This is a genomic window from Ruegeria sp. SAZA006 (assembly GCF_059613465.1).
The window spans coordinates 276,139-291,541 of the sequence record NZ_JBXWSO010000003.1 but is presented as its reverse complement, the minus strand read 5'-3'; the positions used below and the strand labels follow the sequence as shown (position 1 = coordinate 291,541).

At 59.2% G+C, this 15,403-nt stretch carries 15 protein-coding genes; 11 read left to right on the top strand and 4 right to left on the bottom strand.

Annotated elements, in window-relative coordinates:
* The first annotated feature begins 40 nt into the window (after positions 1-40).
* The 3 genes from AC2FNZ_RS02425 to AC2FNZ_RS02415 all read left to right on the top strand — a co-directional run bounded on the left by AC2FNZ_RS02425 (position 41) and on the right by AC2FNZ_RS02415 (position 2,239).
* A complete protein-coding gene (locus AC2FNZ_RS02425) occupies positions 41-832 on the top strand; it encodes a trypsin-like serine peptidase (RefSeq protein ID WP_093963788.1) in 792 nt (263 codons plus the stop codon).
* Positions 829-1,647 carry a trypsin-like serine peptidase gene (locus tag AC2FNZ_RS02420; RefSeq protein ID WP_496839408.1) on the top strand — a complete coding sequence of 273 codons (819 nt, stop codon included), beginning with the start codon at positions 829-831 and terminating at the stop codon, positions 1,645-1,647. Before AC2FNZ_RS02425 ends, AC2FNZ_RS02420 begins: the two co-directional genes overlap by 4 nt.
* Before the next feature lie 124 nt (positions 1,648-1,771).
* Positions 1,772-2,239 carry an Hsp20 family protein gene (locus AC2FNZ_RS02415; RefSeq protein ID WP_093963670.1) on the top strand — a complete coding sequence of 156 codons (468 nt, stop codon included), beginning with the start codon at positions 1,772-1,774 and terminating at the stop codon, positions 2,237-2,239.
* Between the two features lie 142 nt (positions 2,240-2,381).
* Here the strand turns inward: AC2FNZ_RS02415 and AC2FNZ_RS02410 are convergent, their stop codons facing one another.
* Positions 2,382-3,857 (bottom strand): NAD-dependent succinate-semialdehyde dehydrogenase, encoded by a 1,476-nt coding sequence (locus AC2FNZ_RS02410; RefSeq protein ID WP_093963669.1) that lies wholly within the window; start codon positions 3,855-3,857, stop codon positions 2,382-2,384.
* A 289-nt stretch (positions 3,858-4,146) separates the two neighbouring features.
* Here AC2FNZ_RS02410 and AC2FNZ_RS02405 point away from each other — a divergent pair, with 289 nt between their 5' ends.
* The 8 genes from AC2FNZ_RS02405 to AC2FNZ_RS02370 are packed head-to-tail and all read left to right on the top strand — an operon-like array spanning position 4,147 to position 11,777.
* On the top strand, positions 4,147-5,226 hold the full coding sequence (locus AC2FNZ_RS02405; protein WP_496832185.1) for a hypothetical protein: 1,080 nt from the start codon (positions 4,147-4,149) through the stop codon (positions 5,224-5,226).
* Positions 5,216-5,647 carry a hypothetical protein gene (locus AC2FNZ_RS02400; RefSeq protein ID WP_093963667.1) on the top strand — a complete coding sequence of 144 codons (432 nt, stop codon included), beginning with the start codon at positions 5,216-5,218 and terminating at the stop codon, positions 5,645-5,647. Before AC2FNZ_RS02405 ends, AC2FNZ_RS02400 begins: the two co-directional genes overlap by 11 nt.
* Positions 5,640-6,758 carry a hypothetical protein gene (locus AC2FNZ_RS02395; RefSeq protein WP_496839407.1) on the top strand — a complete coding sequence of 373 codons (1,119 nt, stop codon included), beginning with the start codon at positions 5,640-5,642 and terminating at the stop codon, positions 6,756-6,758. The genes AC2FNZ_RS02400 and AC2FNZ_RS02395 overlap by 8 nt, the downstream gene beginning before the upstream one ends.
* 21 nt (positions 6,759-6,779) lie before the next feature.
* Entirely contained in the window at positions 6,780-8,711 is a 1,932-nt protein-coding gene (locus tag AC2FNZ_RS02390) for an AAA family ATPase (protein WP_496839406.1), read from the top strand.
* 5 nt (positions 8,712-8,716) lie between these two features.
* Positions 8,717-9,520, top strand: coding sequence for a hypothetical protein (locus AC2FNZ_RS02385; protein ID WP_496839405.1), 804 nt, complete (start codon positions 8,717-8,719; stop codon positions 9,518-9,520).
* Complete coding sequence (locus AC2FNZ_RS02380; RefSeq protein WP_496839404.1) at positions 9,517-10,854, top strand: DUF6638 family protein; 1,338 nt, start codon at positions 9,517-9,519, stop codon at positions 10,852-10,854. The genes AC2FNZ_RS02385 and AC2FNZ_RS02380 overlap by 4 nt, the downstream gene beginning before the upstream one ends.
* 1 nt (position 10,855) lies before the next feature.
* A complete protein-coding gene (locus AC2FNZ_RS02375; RefSeq protein ID WP_496839403.1) occupies positions 10,856-11,122 on the top strand; it encodes a hypothetical protein in 267 nt (88 codons plus the stop codon).
* Positions 11,123-11,132: 10 nt separating this feature from the next.
* The gene (locus tag AC2FNZ_RS02370; RefSeq protein ID WP_496839402.1) at positions 11,133-11,777 is read left to right on the top strand and encodes a DUF1523 family protein; all 645 of its coding nucleotides are present in this window, start codon (positions 11,133-11,135) and stop codon (positions 11,775-11,777) included.
* A gap of 50 nt (positions 11,778-11,827) precedes the next feature.
* Here AC2FNZ_RS02370 and AC2FNZ_RS02365 read toward each other — a convergent pair whose 3' ends face one another.
* The 3 genes from AC2FNZ_RS02365 to flgK are packed head-to-tail and all read right to left on the bottom strand — an operon-like array spanning position 11,828 to position 15,374.
* Positions 11,828-12,922 (bottom strand): flagellar basal body P-ring protein FlgI, encoded by a 1,095-nt coding sequence (locus tag AC2FNZ_RS02365; RefSeq protein WP_093963660.1) that lies wholly within the window; start codon positions 12,920-12,922, stop codon positions 11,828-11,830.
* Entirely contained in the window at positions 12,919-13,926 is a 1,008-nt protein-coding gene (locus AC2FNZ_RS02360) for a flagellin (protein WP_496839400.1), read from the bottom strand. The genes AC2FNZ_RS02365 and AC2FNZ_RS02360 overlap by 4 nt, the downstream gene beginning before the upstream one ends.
* Before the next feature lie 2 nt (positions 13,927-13,928).
* Positions 13,929-15,374, bottom strand: coding sequence for a flagellar hook-associated protein FlgK (gene flgK, locus AC2FNZ_RS02355; protein WP_496839399.1), 1,446 nt, complete (start codon positions 15,372-15,374; stop codon positions 13,929-13,931).
* Between the last annotated feature and the right edge of the window lie 29 nt (positions 15,375-15,403).

The following is a 15,403-nucleotide window of genomic DNA, read 5'->3' as shown; positions in this document are numbered from 1 at the left end:
GCGTATGTAGATTGGCCGATACCTCATGCCGGAGAACCGCGTGCGCACATGGATCAGAGCGATAGCGTTATGTGTTCTGCCATTGGCAGCCACGGCGCAGGATACTGGGCTACAAAGCCTTGAAACCTCGGATTCCGGGCGCGAATGGATGGCGGTCGGACGGCTGAACATCGACGGCACCGGCTTCTGCACTGGTGCGCTGATCTCTCCCACGCTTGTTCTGACCGCAGCGCATTGTCTGTTCGACCAAGCGACCCGCCAACGAATTGATCCGGGCCAAATCGAGTTTCTGGCGGGGTGGCGACACGGCCGCGCATCGGCCTATCGCACGGCGCGCCAGGCGGTCATTCATCCGGAGTACGAGTATGACCGCGCCGCATCCGTCAGCCGCGTGCGCCACGACGTCGCGCTGATCGAGTTGTGGCAGCCGATCCGAAATACGACCGTGATCCCGTTTGAAACCGGCTACCGGCCAACGCGTGGCGAGGATGTCGGTGTGGTTTCGTACGCCCACAACCGCGCAGAAGCCCCTTCGCTGCAACAGGTCTGCTCGGTCATGGCGCAGCAATCGGGGGTGCTGGTCATGTCCTGTGACGTGGATTTGGGTGCGTCCGGCGCGCCGATCTTCTCGTTCTCAGGGGATCACCCCCGGATCGTATCGGTCGTGTCCGCGAAGGCCGAATTGGAAGGCCGGCGGGTATCGTTGGGAACAGCGCTGGAAGAGTCGCTGGAGGTGCTGCGCACCGAGCTGTCCGCAGGGAATGGATTTGGCGCGTCCGGCAAGACGCTCGAGCCGGGAAAGAACGTCGGCGCAAGGTTTGTCCGGCCATGATCCGCCGTATCGTGACAGCGGCCCTGATTTTGGCCGGGATTGCTGCGTCGGCGATGGCCCAGGACAGTGGCAAGCGCCGGCTGACCGATCGGGACGACCTGTATGGTTGGGAGGCGATCGGGCGGCTGGACATCGGAGACCGCTCGTTCTGCACGGGTACGCTGATCGCGCAGGATCTTGTTCTGACCGCAGCCCATTGTGCGACGGACAAGGCCACCGGCCGGACCTATGCACCCGGCGAAGTGACCTTTCGCGCAGGTCTGAGCGATGGACATGCGCTTGCCGAAGGCACGGTCGTGCAGATCGCCGTCCTTCCCGACTATGATCCCCGGGTTGGCCTGTCACCCGAGATGGTCCGGGTCGATGTCGCACTGATGCGACTGGATCAATCGATCCCGTATACCGTCGCCAACCCATTTGCGTTGCACAGTGGCCGGGTCGCCGGGGATGAGATCAGCATCGCTTCGTACGGGCGCGGCCGATCCGAGGCAATCACGCGCCAGCGGTCCTGCCGGATTCTGGAGCGGCGCCAAGGTCTGATTACCTTCAATTGCGATGTCACGTTCGGATCCTCCGGTTCGGCCATTCTGGCCCGCAACGGGCCGCGTTGGCAGATCCTGTCGGTGGTATCGGCGGTTGGTACCGACGGCCGTCGCAAGGTCGGGTTCGGCATGGAACTTGAGGGGATCGTCTCGGACCTCAAGGCGATCATGCGGCGGGATGCGCCGCAGCCAAAGGCCAAGATCCGGCGGCTGCAAGTAGGCTCGGGCAAGTCCAGCTCGGGCGCGAAATTCATCAGCTCCGGCGGGTCTTGAACTCAGCCAGATCCTTTCCCATCTCGTGTGTGTCGGGCAGCCAAACCGGGGTCCGACGATCGCCAACGCCCGTCCAATCGGAGGGCAAAACTCGTAAATCGCTCTGAACATGAGGATAACGAACATGCGTAGCTTTGATTTTGCACCACTGCACCGTGCAACCGTCGGCTTTGACCAGATTGCCGACATCATGGATCGGGTCATGGCCAGCGAAGTGTCACAACCCAGCTATCCCCCGTACAACATCGAAAAAACCGATGCCGATGCGTATCGCATTTCGATCGCAGTCGCCGGCTTTGCCGAAGATGACCTGACGATCGAAGTCAAGGAAAACGCGCTGGTCGTGGCCGGCAAGAAAGCCACCGAAGACACCAAGCGCACCTATCTGCATCGCGGCATCGCCACCCGCGCTTTCGAGCGTCGTTTTGCCCTGGCTGACCATGTCCGCGTGACCGGCGCCAGCCTGGAAAACGGTATGCTGCACATCGACCTGAAGCGCGAGGTGCCCGAGGCGCTGAAACCGCGCCGGATCGAGATCACCTCGACCAAGGCGATCGAAAAGGACGTGGTTGACGCCAAGCCCGTGAACTGAGGCTGAGACCGCCCAAGCGGCGATAATCGTCTCCTCCCTCGGTTGTCGCACAACCCCGCGTTCCTCCGGACGCGGGGTTTTTTCATGACGCTTGAAAAGAAAAAGGGCGCCCAAAGGCGCCCTTGTCTCATGGTCCGTCCGATCAGACCGCCATGCAGATGTATTTCATCTCAAGATAGTCTTCCATGCCGTGGTGGCTGCCTTCACGGCCAAGGCCGGATTGCTTGACGCCACCAAACGGACCCAGTTCCGAGCTGATGATGCCGGTGTTGATGCCGACGATGCCGTATTCCAGCGCCTCGGCCACCTTGTACACGCGGCTCAGATCCTTGGCGTAGAAATACGAGGCGAGGCCGAAGATCGTGTCATTGGCCATGGCGATGACCTCGTCCTCGTCCTCGAACTTGAACAGGGGCGCCAGCGGGCCAAAGGTTTCTTCCTGCGCGACCTTCATGTCCTGGGTCACGTTGGTGATAATCGTCGGCTGGAAGAAGGTGCCGCCCAGATCGTGCGGCAGGCCACCGGTCAGGATCGCGCCGCCATTGGCCGTGGCATCGGCGATATGTTCCTGCACCTTGGCCACCGCCTCGTCGCTAATCAGCGGGCCGGTCGTTGTGCCATCGGACAAGCCGTCGCCGATTTTCAACGCCTCGACCGCGGCCTTGAGCTTGGCGGCAAAGGCGTCATAGACACCGGCCTGAACATAGATGCGGTTGGCGCAGACGCAGGTCTGGCCGTTGTTGCGGAACTTGCACAGCATCGCGCCTTCGACGGCGGCATCCAGATCGGCGTCGTCGAACACGATGAACGGCGCGTTGCCGCCCAACTCCATCGAGCATTTCATGACCTGGTCCGCGGCTTGGCGCAGCAGGATCCGGCCCACCTCGGTCGAGCCGGTAAAGGTCAGCTTGCGCACGCCGGGGTTCTCGCAGAACTCCTTGCCGATCTCGCTGGCCTGTGACGAGGGCACCACGTTGAACACACCCGCCGGAACGCCGGCCTGTTCGGCCAGCAGCGCCAGCACCAGCGCCGACAGGGGCGTTTCAGTGGCCGGGCGCGCGACAAAGGCGCAGCCGGCGGCCAGTGCCGGGCCTGCCTTGCGCGTGATCATCGCGTTGGGGAAGTTCCACGGCGTGATCGAGGCCGCCACCCCGATCGGCTGTTTCAGCACCATGATCCGCTTGTCGCGCTGATGGCCGGGGATGGTCTCGCCATAGACCCGCTTGGCCTCTTCGCCGAAGAATTCGATGAAGGACGCGCCATAGGCGATCTCGCCCACCGCCTCGGCCAGGGGTTTGCCCTGTTCGGCGGTCAGGATCTTGCCCAGATCCTCGGCGTTTTCCATCATCAGGTCGAACCACCGGCGCAGGATCGCGGCGCGCTCCTTGCCGGTCAGCTTGGCCCATTCCTTCTGTGCCGCCTCGGCCTGCGCGATGGCACCGGCCACCTGGGCGCGGCTGACATCCGCGACCTCGGCGATCACGTCGCCGCGGGCCGGGTTGGTGACGGCAAAGGTGCCGTTGTCACCATCGACCCACTGCCCGCCGATATAGGCCTTGGTGACCAGAAGGTCGGGGTTCTTCAAAAGCGATTTCAGGTCGGTCGTGGTATCCAGCATGGGTCGGCCTCCGGGCAGGGAAAGAATTTGCGCGTACCCAATCAGGTGGCGCAGAACATGTCTAGGGCCACCCGGGGGCGTCAATCAATCCAGATTTGATCAAAAAATCGATCGGCGTGCGTTGCAAGGACCAGAAAGCATCAAAAGCCAGCCAGCTGTTGGTTTTGACGCCTATCTTTTTCGATAGGGTTTTGCCAAAGTTCCGGTGATTTGAGAGACCCAAGGGGATGTAAATCGTTATAACATTCCCTATCTTGTTGGGTAGATAAGAAAAACAAGGATTGGACAGATGTCGAACCAGCAATTCGAAGCATTGATCGAGGAAACCCAGGCCAAGGTGCGCGAAAGCCAGTCGCAGATCGAAGGGCTGACCTCGCGGATCGAGGCCGCACGCGCCAAGATCGGAACGGCCGAAGCGGATATCGACATCGAAAATGCCACGCTTGAAGACGTGCACGCCCATACCGAGGTGATGAACGCGAACATCGCCGAATTGATCATGGGGCTGGACGACGTCACCAGCGCGTTTTCCAAGGATTTCGATGAGATGCGCTCGAAGACCGGGTGGGAATCGTTCGTGGGCATCTTCTCGAAGGGTAAATCCGAGTCCATGCGCCAAGAACGGATGCGCTCAGCCAATATCGACGACAAGCTGCAGGACCTGATCGCGAAATCAGACGTGATCGTGAAGCTGCTGGAAGGACAACTGGCCGTGCTGGAAGAGCAGCGCGTGAAGGTAGAGAACAACCTGACCGTCACGCTGGACGACCGCGAGGCGACCGTGGCTGAACTTGAAGCGTTGCGTGCCGAGATTCAGGGCATGGACCCGGCGATCATCACGCTGGAAAACAAGATCAGTGTCGAGCAGGACGCCGCCGCGCGCACCAAGCTCGAAACCGAACTGGCCGAACTGAACAAGCAATACAACGCCAAGATTCAGGAAGAGCAGGTCAAGCTGGCCAAGTCCCAGACGCTGGAGCGCTATATCGAAAAGGGCAAGACCTGGGTCGATTCACTGCAGAACCAGGCGGCGACGCAGATGGTGCTGATCAACAAGCTGCAGACAGACACGCAACAGCGTGTGGTGCTGTATGACGCCCTGACCAAATCGCTGAAAACCGCGCAGCAGCAGGACGTGGCCCACCGCATCAACGAGATCGGCGTGCAGACCGACCAGGAGGCGCAAACCGCCATGGCCGCCATCGGCACCGCGACCAACCAGAAAATGGCCGACATGCTTGAGGCGCATGAGGACCACATGGTCTTTGCCCGCGACGTGTTGGAGAAAAAGGCCAAGGCGGATGAGCGGTTCGCGCGCCGGTTTGCCTCGATTGTCGAGAAGCATGACAAGAATTTGTATGGTGGTTGAGAGCGTGCGTTATTCTGCGCGAGATATCTCTCTAGCCGTACTGGCAATTCTAACGGTGGCCCTAACGATTGCATTTGGCGTCGGGCTGATTGCAAGTATCCCAACTCTAAGTGTGGTCGCGATTTGGACCATGCTACCCGGTCAGCTTCTGATCTCTTACTTTGTGAAGTCCCCACCAGACGCTGCTGAGGATTGGGGGGACGAGTTTACGTTTGAAAAAGCAATTCTCTCAAAAGCTCTCTGGCGTCAGTACAGAAAAGAGTGGGCACTGCCCTTCGCAGGTATGTTTCTTGGAATTCCACTGTTTTTGCAGTGGGGACTACCGGTGAGCGGCGTCATTGGGCTCTACCTCTTCATTTTTGTAGCCCAACTTGAAGATTGCAGGACAAAAATTTGTCGCTCACGTATGCCCAATGACTGACCCCACCCAAGACCATGTCGGTCTGACCGACACCTTCGCCTCGCGCCGCTATTTCCGCAAATTCGAGGTTATCACCGTCCACCTCCTACGCGTGGCCGCGACGATGGAGGCCGAAGGTGCGATCAGCAAACAAGAGGTGCGGATCGTGTCGCGCTACCTTTCGGGGCTGCTTTACACCTTCCGCGCGCTCAGCATGAAATACCTGCTGGTCGGGCGCGATACGGGGCGGTTCTTTGGCAGCCTCGCGATGGACAAGCGCGACAGCGGGTTTCCGGTGGCGGCCGAGCTGCTGACCATGGCCAATGACGCCCAGCAGGCACAGGTGCATCTGGCGAATATGCCCTCAGCCGATGACCTGAAAACCGACATGGTCCGGACGATCATTGGCGATCGGGAAATTCCCACCAAGCTGCAATTTGCGCTGTCCCAAAGGCTCTATTACGAGGAATTGCTGAAAGGTCAGTTGTTCTGGGCTCGCAATGACCCGGAGTGCCATTGGATCGAGACCAACGGCGAGCGGCGCAAGTTCCTGATCCATTGGGCGGTCTATGACAGCCAGATCAACCTGCCGGTCATCTACCTGATGCAGTTGGAGGACAGCGGCAAAACGGCCCTGCCCAAGGACCAGCGTCGCTGGCCCGAAGTGCAGGCGCATCTGATGGCGCAGTCACTTGGTGGCTTGAAACTGGTGACCATCGCCAAAGGCTTCGACCAGGATTTCGACGACCTGCACCCCAAACATCTGCGCCGCATTCATGTGGGTCCGATGTATTCCTCGGCCTATACCGAGCAGTCCGGCCCCCTGCGGCAGGTGCTGGAAGACGCGCAAGCCCCCGAGGGGCAGGACTGGGCACTGGCCTGGACCACCGAAGAGCTGCAAAGCGAAGAGGTCATCGAAGAACGCGCCGGATGGTTCTCGACCGTCGAGCGCGAGGTCTTTGCGTTGGACCCCTTCGGCGGACAGGGGGCCGAGACCGGGGCCACACGCACCCAGCGCTCGATAATCCTTCCGCAGCGTCCGTTCCAGGTTTTAGCCGAACGCAATCCGCCGGGCTTTGCAGATGTGCGCAAATTCGTGGTCAGCAAGTCTGGGCAGGTTCTGCGATATTGATAATACAAAGGCGATTTTGAAATGAGTTTGACATCAGACCAGATGGAATTGCGCGAAGACGATATTCGCCAGCACTATCCTGCCGCCACCGCATTGCTGAACGGGTTTGAGCATGCGCCGCGTATAGCCAAACCCGCCGAGGCCGCCGTCGAACGGTCCCCCGGTGTGTCGACAGGGCGGCGGTTTCGGTCGACCACGCCGGGGTTGGTAACGCGCCGCACTGCGCGGGCCGATGGGGTGCATCTGGTCGAACGGATCGAGGCCGCGGATGACGGCGATGCGCTGGTGTCCCCACAGCAGGCGACCACACAGCAGGCGATCCGCCGGGCGATTGCCATCGCTTTTGCCGTGGCCGAAACCTATGCGGACCAGACCCCGCTGGCCGATCTGAAACGCGCCAATCTGGCCGGAGATCTTGCCGCCGCGCGCAAGACCGAATTCTCGGATCTGCTGACCGCCGAAGCGTTGATCACCTTGCACACCTTCGGCAATGCGTTGGCCTATCTGATGTCCTCGCATCTGGGGGAGACCACGGTCGAAATCGGTGAAATCGAAGAGGTCCTGACAGACAACGGCCAACTCGCCCTGCACGGTGCCCTGTGGGAGCTGGATCAGGTTCTGGCCAAGCGCGCGCCCGATGATGCCCATCTGATCGCGGCCACCAGTGCCTATGCAGAGCAACTGATGGAAAAAGCTGCTCTGCGCGCGCAAACGGCTGGCCATCTGGCCCCGTTCCAGAACGCCGCCTGGCATATCGAGGCCGACGATCTGACGATCCGGGGGTTTGAGCCCGCGTCGAAGGCCAAATCCACCACCCTGACTATGACGTTCAAGAAACCGAACGAGGTGGTGGGCAACCATATCGCCAAGTATCAGGCCATGAAGCTGGCCAAGATGCTGATGGCTTATGATTTTGACCGTCGCCTGAACCCGTTCGCGGAGCTTGGCGGGTTCATCTTCACCTTCATGGGCGACGGCAAGCCGGGCACCGGCAAGACGACCCTGATCCAGATGATGGCCGGGCTGATCAATGACTACTGCCAGAACGCGGGCTATCCGTTCCGCTATCAGAACCTGAGCACCGACAATATCGACAGCTATCAGGGCAAATCCGGCCAGAACGCCAAGGCGTTCATCAACACGATCATCGACCCCTCGGTCATCGGTTTTGGCACGATCGACGATATCGATCAGCTGGCGGGCAAACGCGGCGACCGGCAGTCCAGCGCGGGCCAGCTGGAAATCACTGCCGTGCTGATGGAGAGCTTTGCCGGGGCCAACACCGTGGTGCGCGGCAACTGCACCTTTGGCATGTTCTCGAACTACCCCGAGAATGTGGACGACGCCCTGCGCCAGCGGGCGGGTGCGCGGTTCCTGGTGGACGGGCCGCAAACGCGCGAGGATTACATCGACATCCTGCACCTGCTGATGGGCCGCAACCACGACATCCCGCTGGGTGAACACGAAGCCTATGCCGCTCAGGAAATCAAAAAGGCCGTCGCCGCCAGTTTCGAAAGCCACTCGCGCCCGCATGAGGACGCGTTGCTGCAGGTCTATGACCGGGTGTCCGGTGAGATCGGCCAGATGGACACCATCGCCAAGCTGGGCACCTACCTCAAGGCGATCCAGCAGGCGGATGAGCGGTTCACCGGCCGCGCGATCAAGAACATCACCGACGCAGTCAAGGTCCGTGCGATGGATTTCGAACTGCCCGACGAATGGATGGAAAACCCCAACCTGTTCCTGTTCCGCGACTACGACACCAAGAAGGCGATGATCGAGGAGCTGCGCCAGCCGATCACGGTCGAGATGGTGATGCAAGAGATCAACCGCTACGCCGACAGCGAGTTCCGCTATGCCGACAAAAGCGACGAGGTTGCCATCGAAAATGCCGTCCGCGAGATGGGCCAGATGGAAGAGGCTAAGCGGCGGTATTTGGAGGGGAAGGGGTAGGACGAATGATCCGCGTACTACGCCATCCAATTTTTTGGGGAGTTTTCGCGACAAGCGTTGTCGTAGCGTTCGGAGTTTGGATCGGGGCTCAAGAGTCCTGCGCGGTTCCGAACAACTGTAGCTCTAAGTTTTTTGCGTTCCTAAATGCGCGACCAAATGAAATTGGAGACACGTTGGCGGGGTTTGCTGGAGCTTTGGCTTTTATCTGGATCATAGTGACAGTGTGGTTGCAGAGCCTAGAATTGTCTGAACAGCGCGAAGAATTGCGCTTAACTCGTTTGGAAATGAGTGAGCAACGAAAGGCGACACAGGACATGGCTAGGTCGCTGGCGTCACAGGCCAAAATTTTTGAATTTGAACAGTTGGAAAGATTGGAGAAGCACTCAAAAGATTCTCTAAACTCAATTGTATCCTCAATAGCCACACTGGCCCGAGACATCCAAGCGAATGAAGAAAACTGGCGGTTTGCTGAGGTTCCGGATCCGGATTCGCCATTTGTATACTTGAGCGATCGATCTTTTGACCCCTTCGATGAAATTGAAACTGTGGATGACGAAGTATTCGTTAGAAAGATCGGAGACGGTCTGAGTCGAACGAAAAACAAGCTACAACAAGGCGAAAGTGAGTTGGAAAAAAAGCCAGACATTTCCAACTATGTCGAGTTACACAGGTTGTTCGTTTTGGCGGGCGAGGAAGAGAAATCCTTGTCTACTGCCGATAAGATTCGGTTTGAAAAACTGAGAATCCGAGAAGCAACTGAACGACTGCAATTTCTTCTCCAAATGGAAATTTGGAGCCCGCGATCATGATCCGCCTCATCGAAAAAGGCCTGATGTTTGGCAATCTCGTCCACATCTCCAGCCCGGCTCTGGTCGAGCGGTATAACCGCGCGCTGCAACATCTGGCGGGCAAGACCACGGCGCTGACGGATTTCCATGTCGATATCTCGGGCTACTCGCCGGAGGTGGGGATTGAGCTGGACGATGCGCTCTACCTCAACCCCAACGGGGTCAACCGGCAGTTCATTCTGTTGACGACCGAGCAGAAACGCGCGCCGCTGCTGAACGTCAAATTCTCGACCTCGCGCGATATCCTGCGTGAATTCATCGAGATGAACGAGGCGCAGCTATTCGCCCTGACCGCCACTGATGCGGTGGTCGGAGAGCTGGTGAACTCGGTTTTCAAACTCACCACCCCGCGCGATCTGCTGAACCTGCGCAAGATTGAGATCGAGGCCGACACCGTGGGCGGCACTCTGCGCAAGGCAGAGCAACTGGCGGGCATGGTCGAACGGTTCAAAACCGGAGAAGACGCGTGGTTCGACGATGTGCTGATTGCGAAAATGATCGAAACGGCAAAAGAAACCGGCGACGTCACCCGCAACCCTGTCCGGCTGCGCCACACGGTGTTTGAACAGCGCAACTTCTGGACGGCGCATTTCGGCGGCATGTATCTGTTCCCGGACCTGGATCACCCGGCGGCGATCTGCATGGGTGAAAGGCCAGAGGATTTGCCGATCAAATATGTCTTTGATCCGTCGCAGCGAAACCAGATTGCCAAATTTCTGAATTACAACGATCTGGTCGAGCCTATCGTCAAGGCCCGCGGCGTGGATGCCGCCGCGATCCTGCAACAGAAGATGGATTTTCTGACCGTTGACGCCGCCGCGGATGCGGGCATTGATCTGACCGGGCTGGACCGCAGCGACATGCGGCGTTTGGCGCGCAATCACGCGGATCGCTTGCCCGAAGCCTATCATGGCCTCGCGCAATTGTTGCGCTGGGCGACCGATGGCGGGCCTTGGCCGCGTATCACCTCGGATCATCCGGCCTATTTCTATTCGCTGCGCGCCGCCAATACCCCGAACCGCGATCTTGTGAATATGCTGCTGGCCGAACTTGCCCCGCTGGACCCGCGCCAGATGTTCATTTGCCACAAGGAACTGTTCTACCGTACCTATGGTGGCTGGTCGGAGCCGAAAAAGGCCTATGTGGCCGAGTTTCTTGCCCGTGAATATCAAGTGGACAAGGCCGGGGCCCGCGCCGCACTGTTCGGGCATGAACCCGACATGAGCGGCGAGGACCGGGTCAGCGAGGCGGTGATCGCACGGGTCGGCCCCTGGGGCGCGGTAAGGAAAGAGTGATATGTTCGGAGCAATGCGCCTGTTTCTCGGTCTGCTCGTCGTTCAGACGATTGCCTACTTTGCCTTGTCTCTTTACTCGCGCCGTGTCCGGCGACAAAAGCTTGAGACATGGTGGGAAAAGAAGGGCAAGACCGGCAACAAGGAAGCCTTCGTCGAACGCGGATTGCACGTCTATGACAATTCGTTCCGTCGCAAACTGGTCTTGGGTGTTTATATCGTGCCTTGGGTGGCGATCGCCGCGCTGATCTATGTCGTGAACTACATGTGAGGTTTTGGGAATGGTCTACATCAAATGGGCGTTCATCCTGATTTTCTGGATCACGCTGGGTGCGATCCTGCAATACTCGCTGCCGCAGCACGACATTGTCCGCATCGTGAACACCTACGAAGAGCGGCAGGATCTGACGGATTGGACCCGCATTTTCTGGTCCGAGCCCGATGATCAGTCGACCAGCCTTTCGAACCGCGATGTGCAGTTCATCCAAGCCGTGCGGGCGAACGGCAAGCCGATCGTCTATCGGAACGAGGATACCAGCTGGGGTTGGCCACCCTATTTCAAGTTCGATACCGCCAACCTTTATACCGAAGCCAACGACGCGATCTCGGACAAGGATGATCCGGATTGGGTTGTCGTGACCCACTACGGCTGGCGCAACGAGTTTCTGTCGATCTTCCCGAACGCCATTTTCATCAAACATGTCGAAGGACCGAACGTTCGCATCATTCCCTGGTTCAACATCATTTTCCTGACCGTGTTCTTTGCCATCGTCTGGGCGCTTTGGGTGCGTTGGCGCAGGTTCCGCGAAGCCCGCATCGACCCCATGCTTGAAAGCGTCGAGGATGGTCTCTACGCCGCTGGGGATGCAATCGATGAGCGAAGATCCAGCTTCCGGCGCTGGCTGGACGGTTGGAAGTCGAAATAAACCGGAACCGGAAACCTGTCTGACCATCGGCTACCCGCCTATGCGCACCGCTATCTGACGACAAACTCGGCATGAAGAGCCCCGGCCGCTTTGATTGTTTTGAGGATGTCGATCATATCCCGCGGGGACACGCCCAACGCGTTCAGGCCGGCAACCACCTGCGACAGCGTCGTCGCTTCGGGTATTTCTGCCAACCCGGTGCCGGCGTCCTCCTCGATCCCTGCGATGGTTCGCGGCACAACAACGGTCTCCCCTCTGGCGAAGGGGTTGGGTTGAACGGCGATCGGAGATTCCTCTACACGAAGTGTCAGGTTGCCTTGGGAAACCGCGACACGTGAGATTCGGACCTCCTGCCCCATGACGATTGTGCCGGAGCGCTGATCAACAACCACGCGAGCCTTGGTTTCGGGTTCAATCAGGATGTTTTCGATCCGGCCGATCGCATGCGCGGTGGAAGGAGCCCGCGTTTCCGGGATGCTCAATTCCACCGTGCCCGAGTCGCGCATGACCGCAACGGCGCGATTGAACTCGCGGTTGATGGCCGCTTCGATCCGACCGGCGGTTGTAAAGTCCGGCTCGCGCAGGGCCAACCGCAATTGGGAAAGACCTGACAGTTCAAAATCGATCTCCTGCTCGACCCGGGCCCCGGCGGGGATGACACCGGATGTCGGCACCCCTTGAACAACCGATGCAGCGTCGCCCTCGGCGACTGCACCACCTGCCAGAACTGTGCCCTGCGCAACTGCATAGATCTGCCCATCTGCGGCGTTCAATGGTGTCATGACGAGGGTGCCGCCCAGCAGGCTTTTGGAATCTCCGATCGCCGAAACGGTCACATCGATCTGCCCACCAACCCGCGCAAAGGGCGGAAGGGTGGCGGTGACAAGAACGGCGGCGACATTCTTGGGGCGAAAGTCCTCGCCAGTGACGTTTACGCCCAACCGTTCAAGTATGTTCGACATGATTTCTTCGGTGAACGGGGAATTGCGCAACCCGTCACCGGTTCCGTTCAGTCCAACGACAAGGCCATATCCCACCAGATCATTGCCGCGTACACCGTCAAAATTCACCAGATCCTTGAGCCGAACAGCCCCGGAAACCGCCACCGAAGGCAGCATGATCAGAAGGAAGGCCAGAAGTCTCATCTCAGGAAATTCACCAATGATAGGGTCGAATTGCGGACGGTGACCGAATAGAGGCTTTCAAGCTGGAACTGCACGGTCTGCAGGTGTGCTGCGGTTTCGTAGGGATCGGCGGCGACAAGTTCGTTGCGCGCGTATTCAAAACTGGTCCTGGCCGCCGCATTTCGTGTTTCGGCCTGTTCGATGCGGGCTTGCGCCGCTCCGATCTGAGCGCGCATCGTCACGACGTCATCCTTGGTGTTGGCCAGAGCCACGCCCAGATCGGTGAACAAGGCAGTTTGCAGGTCTGGTGGCCATCCCAGCGCGCCCTCCGTTGCCAGCGCCGCAAGCGCGACATCGCGCAATCCATCCCGAAGTTTCGGATCATTGGACGTGAACTGCATGTTCACCCGTTCGGTTTCCGAAATCTGCATAGGTGCGAGGGTCGTGTTGGAACCGTTGTACATGACCGCCTCGAATCCGGCAGGATCATTGAACCAATCTTCAGCCACCTGGCGAATATCGGTCAGGGTTGTCAGCCCTGCCAATTCGGTTCGCAGAGCAGCCAGTAGCGTGTCCGTCGACTGCAGCGGAGAGGCGTCCGTGGCGGTTCCCGCGAACAAGCTGCGGCCACCGACCCGCGTGTTCAGTGAAGAAATCATCGTGTCCAGTTCGTTGCGCGCCTGAGCCGAGGCCTGAGCATGCGATGTTGCTTGGTTGGATGTCCCAAACGCGAGCAGAGAAGCCGAAACCTCGCCAATCGAGGTTTCAAACGTCTCGAGGCTGATCTGAGTGGCATCAGCAAACAGATCTGCCTCGGCGGTCGCCGTAGAGAAGGCGTCCAGCTGTGCAATTTTTCGATCCAGGTCCAGCAAATGCGAGTAATCGCCACTGAGACGTCCAGAAATGTCAGCGGTTTTTCCCGTGGACATTTCATAGGACAGGGTTTCGATCTGCGTTTTGATCTCGGTGCTGCGCGCGCGCAAGGTCAGACCGCGGGCCAGATCACCAATCGAGTTCAAGGTCATGGTTACATCCTCAGCAGCAAATCCATCAATTCGTCGACAACAGTGATGATCCGCACGTTGGCGGCATAGGCCTGTTCAATCTGCATCATACGCTGTAATTCGGTGTCACTGTCCACGCCTTGCTCGGCCACTAACTGCTCCATTTGGAGTTGCGCGTTGGCTGCGTAGCTTTGGCGCGATTGAGCGGTATGGGCAGCTGTGCCAGCTTTGGACAAAAGCGCCGCCGACACCACACTGGCCCGCAAGGCCCCTGTGCCGAAAGCCGGGGCAGGGCGTGGCGTGGTCAATACGGCGCCAAAAGCCTGCAGCTGGGTTGCCTCGCCGGGGTCGTTGGGTGCAACGGCCCCCAACCCCGCGCGCAATTTCCAACTTTCGCCGCCGGCATCAGGATCGACAATAGGGTTGAGCTCAAGACGGGACGCGAGCCCCGCCGGCGCCGTGGCATCGAAACGGGCACCGGCATCGGTGAACAAGCCCGGATCAGTCGGCATCGCGGTCGGGTCCATGCCGGCAGTTTCGAACCGTTCGATGAGATCGCGGGCGACTGCATCCAGGTCCTCATGTGCGTCGATGGCCAACACGTCGCGAATGTCAAACTGGGCTGCTAGAGCGCCGCCGCGGATTTGTGCGGAATCACCGGATGTGCGGACTGGCCGTCCGTTGAGTTCGAGCCCGGACAGCAGTCCGTTTCCTACGGTCATGTGCGGTTTGGTCTCACCGGTGACCGAGAACGCGAACTCTGCGGCTGATCCTTCCAAAAGTATCAGCCCACCGTCGGAATACAGTGAGACGCGGTTGTTGTCGCGCGCCACGACATTGACCGGAACCAGCTGGTTGACTTGGTCAATGAGAACCTGGCGTTGATCCAGCAACCCATTGATATCGCCGCCCGCGTTCTCAACAGCCGGGATCTTGGCATTCAACGCTTCGATATCTTGCAGGGTTGTATTCAGTGTTTCGACATACGTCCCGATTGTTCGGTCCGCGTCAGAACGCATCTTGCTGAGGCCGTCGGACGCTGTATTCAGATCGGCAACCAGTTCCCCAGCTGCGCGCGCCGCCAGATCTAGACGCTCGACCGAGCCGGGATTGCTTGCGGCCGTGATCAAGCTGTTCTCGAATGCGCCCAAAGATACCGCGATCGATCTGCCGTCATCGGGGGTACCGACCAATGCTTCGAATTGCGAGTAAAATTCCGAGGTTGCCGAGGCCGCCGCGTTATCCGCTGTTGCCGCGCGCAGATTCGCCATCAGAACAGGGTCTTGATGGCGGGTGATTCCCACGACCCTGACGCCGTTGCCGGAAATAGAGTTTGTGGTCAACTCCAACGTCCGCTTGGCGTAGCCGGGCGTCAGCGCATTGGCTATGTTGCCCGAGACGACGGCCGCGCCGCGGCTTGCCGCGCCCAACCCACCCAGCGCGTTATTCAGGGCCGTTGACATGTTCATGAGGCCGTTCCTTTCCGCTTTGCAGGTTC

Coding starts and splice junctions, on each gene's coding strand:
- AC2FNZ_RS02420 (WP_496839408.1), top strand. CDS start 829: ATGATCCGCCGTATCGTGACAGCGGCCCTGATTTTGGCCGGGATTGCT.
- AC2FNZ_RS02415 (WP_093963670.1), top strand. CDS start 1,772: ATGCGTAGCTTTGATTTTGCACCACTGCACCGTGCAACCGTCGGCTTT.
- AC2FNZ_RS02410 (WP_093963669.1), bottom strand. CDS start 3,857: ATGCTGGATACCACGACCGACCTGAAATCGCTTTTGAAGAACCCCGAC.
- AC2FNZ_RS02405 (WP_496832185.1), top strand. CDS start 4,147: ATGTCGAACCAGCAATTCGAAGCATTGATCGAGGAAACCCAGGCCAAG.
- AC2FNZ_RS02400 (WP_093963667.1), top strand. CDS start 5,216: ATGGTGGTTGAGAGCGTGCGTTATTCTGCGCGAGATATCTCTCTAGCC.
- AC2FNZ_RS02395 (WP_496839407.1), top strand. CDS start 5,640: ATGACTGACCCCACCCAAGACCATGTCGGTCTGACCGACACCTTCGCC.
- AC2FNZ_RS02390 (WP_496839406.1), top strand. CDS start 6,780: ATGAGTTTGACATCAGACCAGATGGAATTGCGCGAAGACGATATTCGC.
- AC2FNZ_RS02385 (WP_496839405.1), top strand. CDS start 8,717: ATGATCCGCGTACTACGCCATCCAATTTTTTGGGGAGTTTTCGCGACA.
- AC2FNZ_RS02380 (WP_496839404.1), top strand. CDS start 9,517: ATGATCCGCCTCATCGAAAAAGGCCTGATGTTTGGCAATCTCGTCCAC.
- AC2FNZ_RS02375 (WP_496839403.1), top strand. CDS start 10,856: ATGTTCGGAGCAATGCGCCTGTTTCTCGGTCTGCTCGTCGTTCAGACG.
- AC2FNZ_RS02370 (WP_496839402.1), top strand. CDS start 11,133: ATGGTCTACATCAAATGGGCGTTCATCCTGATTTTCTGGATCACGCTG.
- AC2FNZ_RS02365 (WP_093963660.1), bottom strand. CDS start 12,922: ATGAGACTTCTGGCCTTCCTTCTGATCATGCTGCCTTCGGTGGCGGTT.
- AC2FNZ_RS02360 (WP_496839400.1), bottom strand. CDS start 13,926: ATGACCTTGAACTCGATTGGTGATCTGGCCCGCGGTCTGACCTTGCGC.
- flgK (WP_496839399.1), bottom strand. CDS start 15,374: ATGAACATGTCAACGGCCCTGAATAACGCGCTGGGTGGGTTGGGCGCG.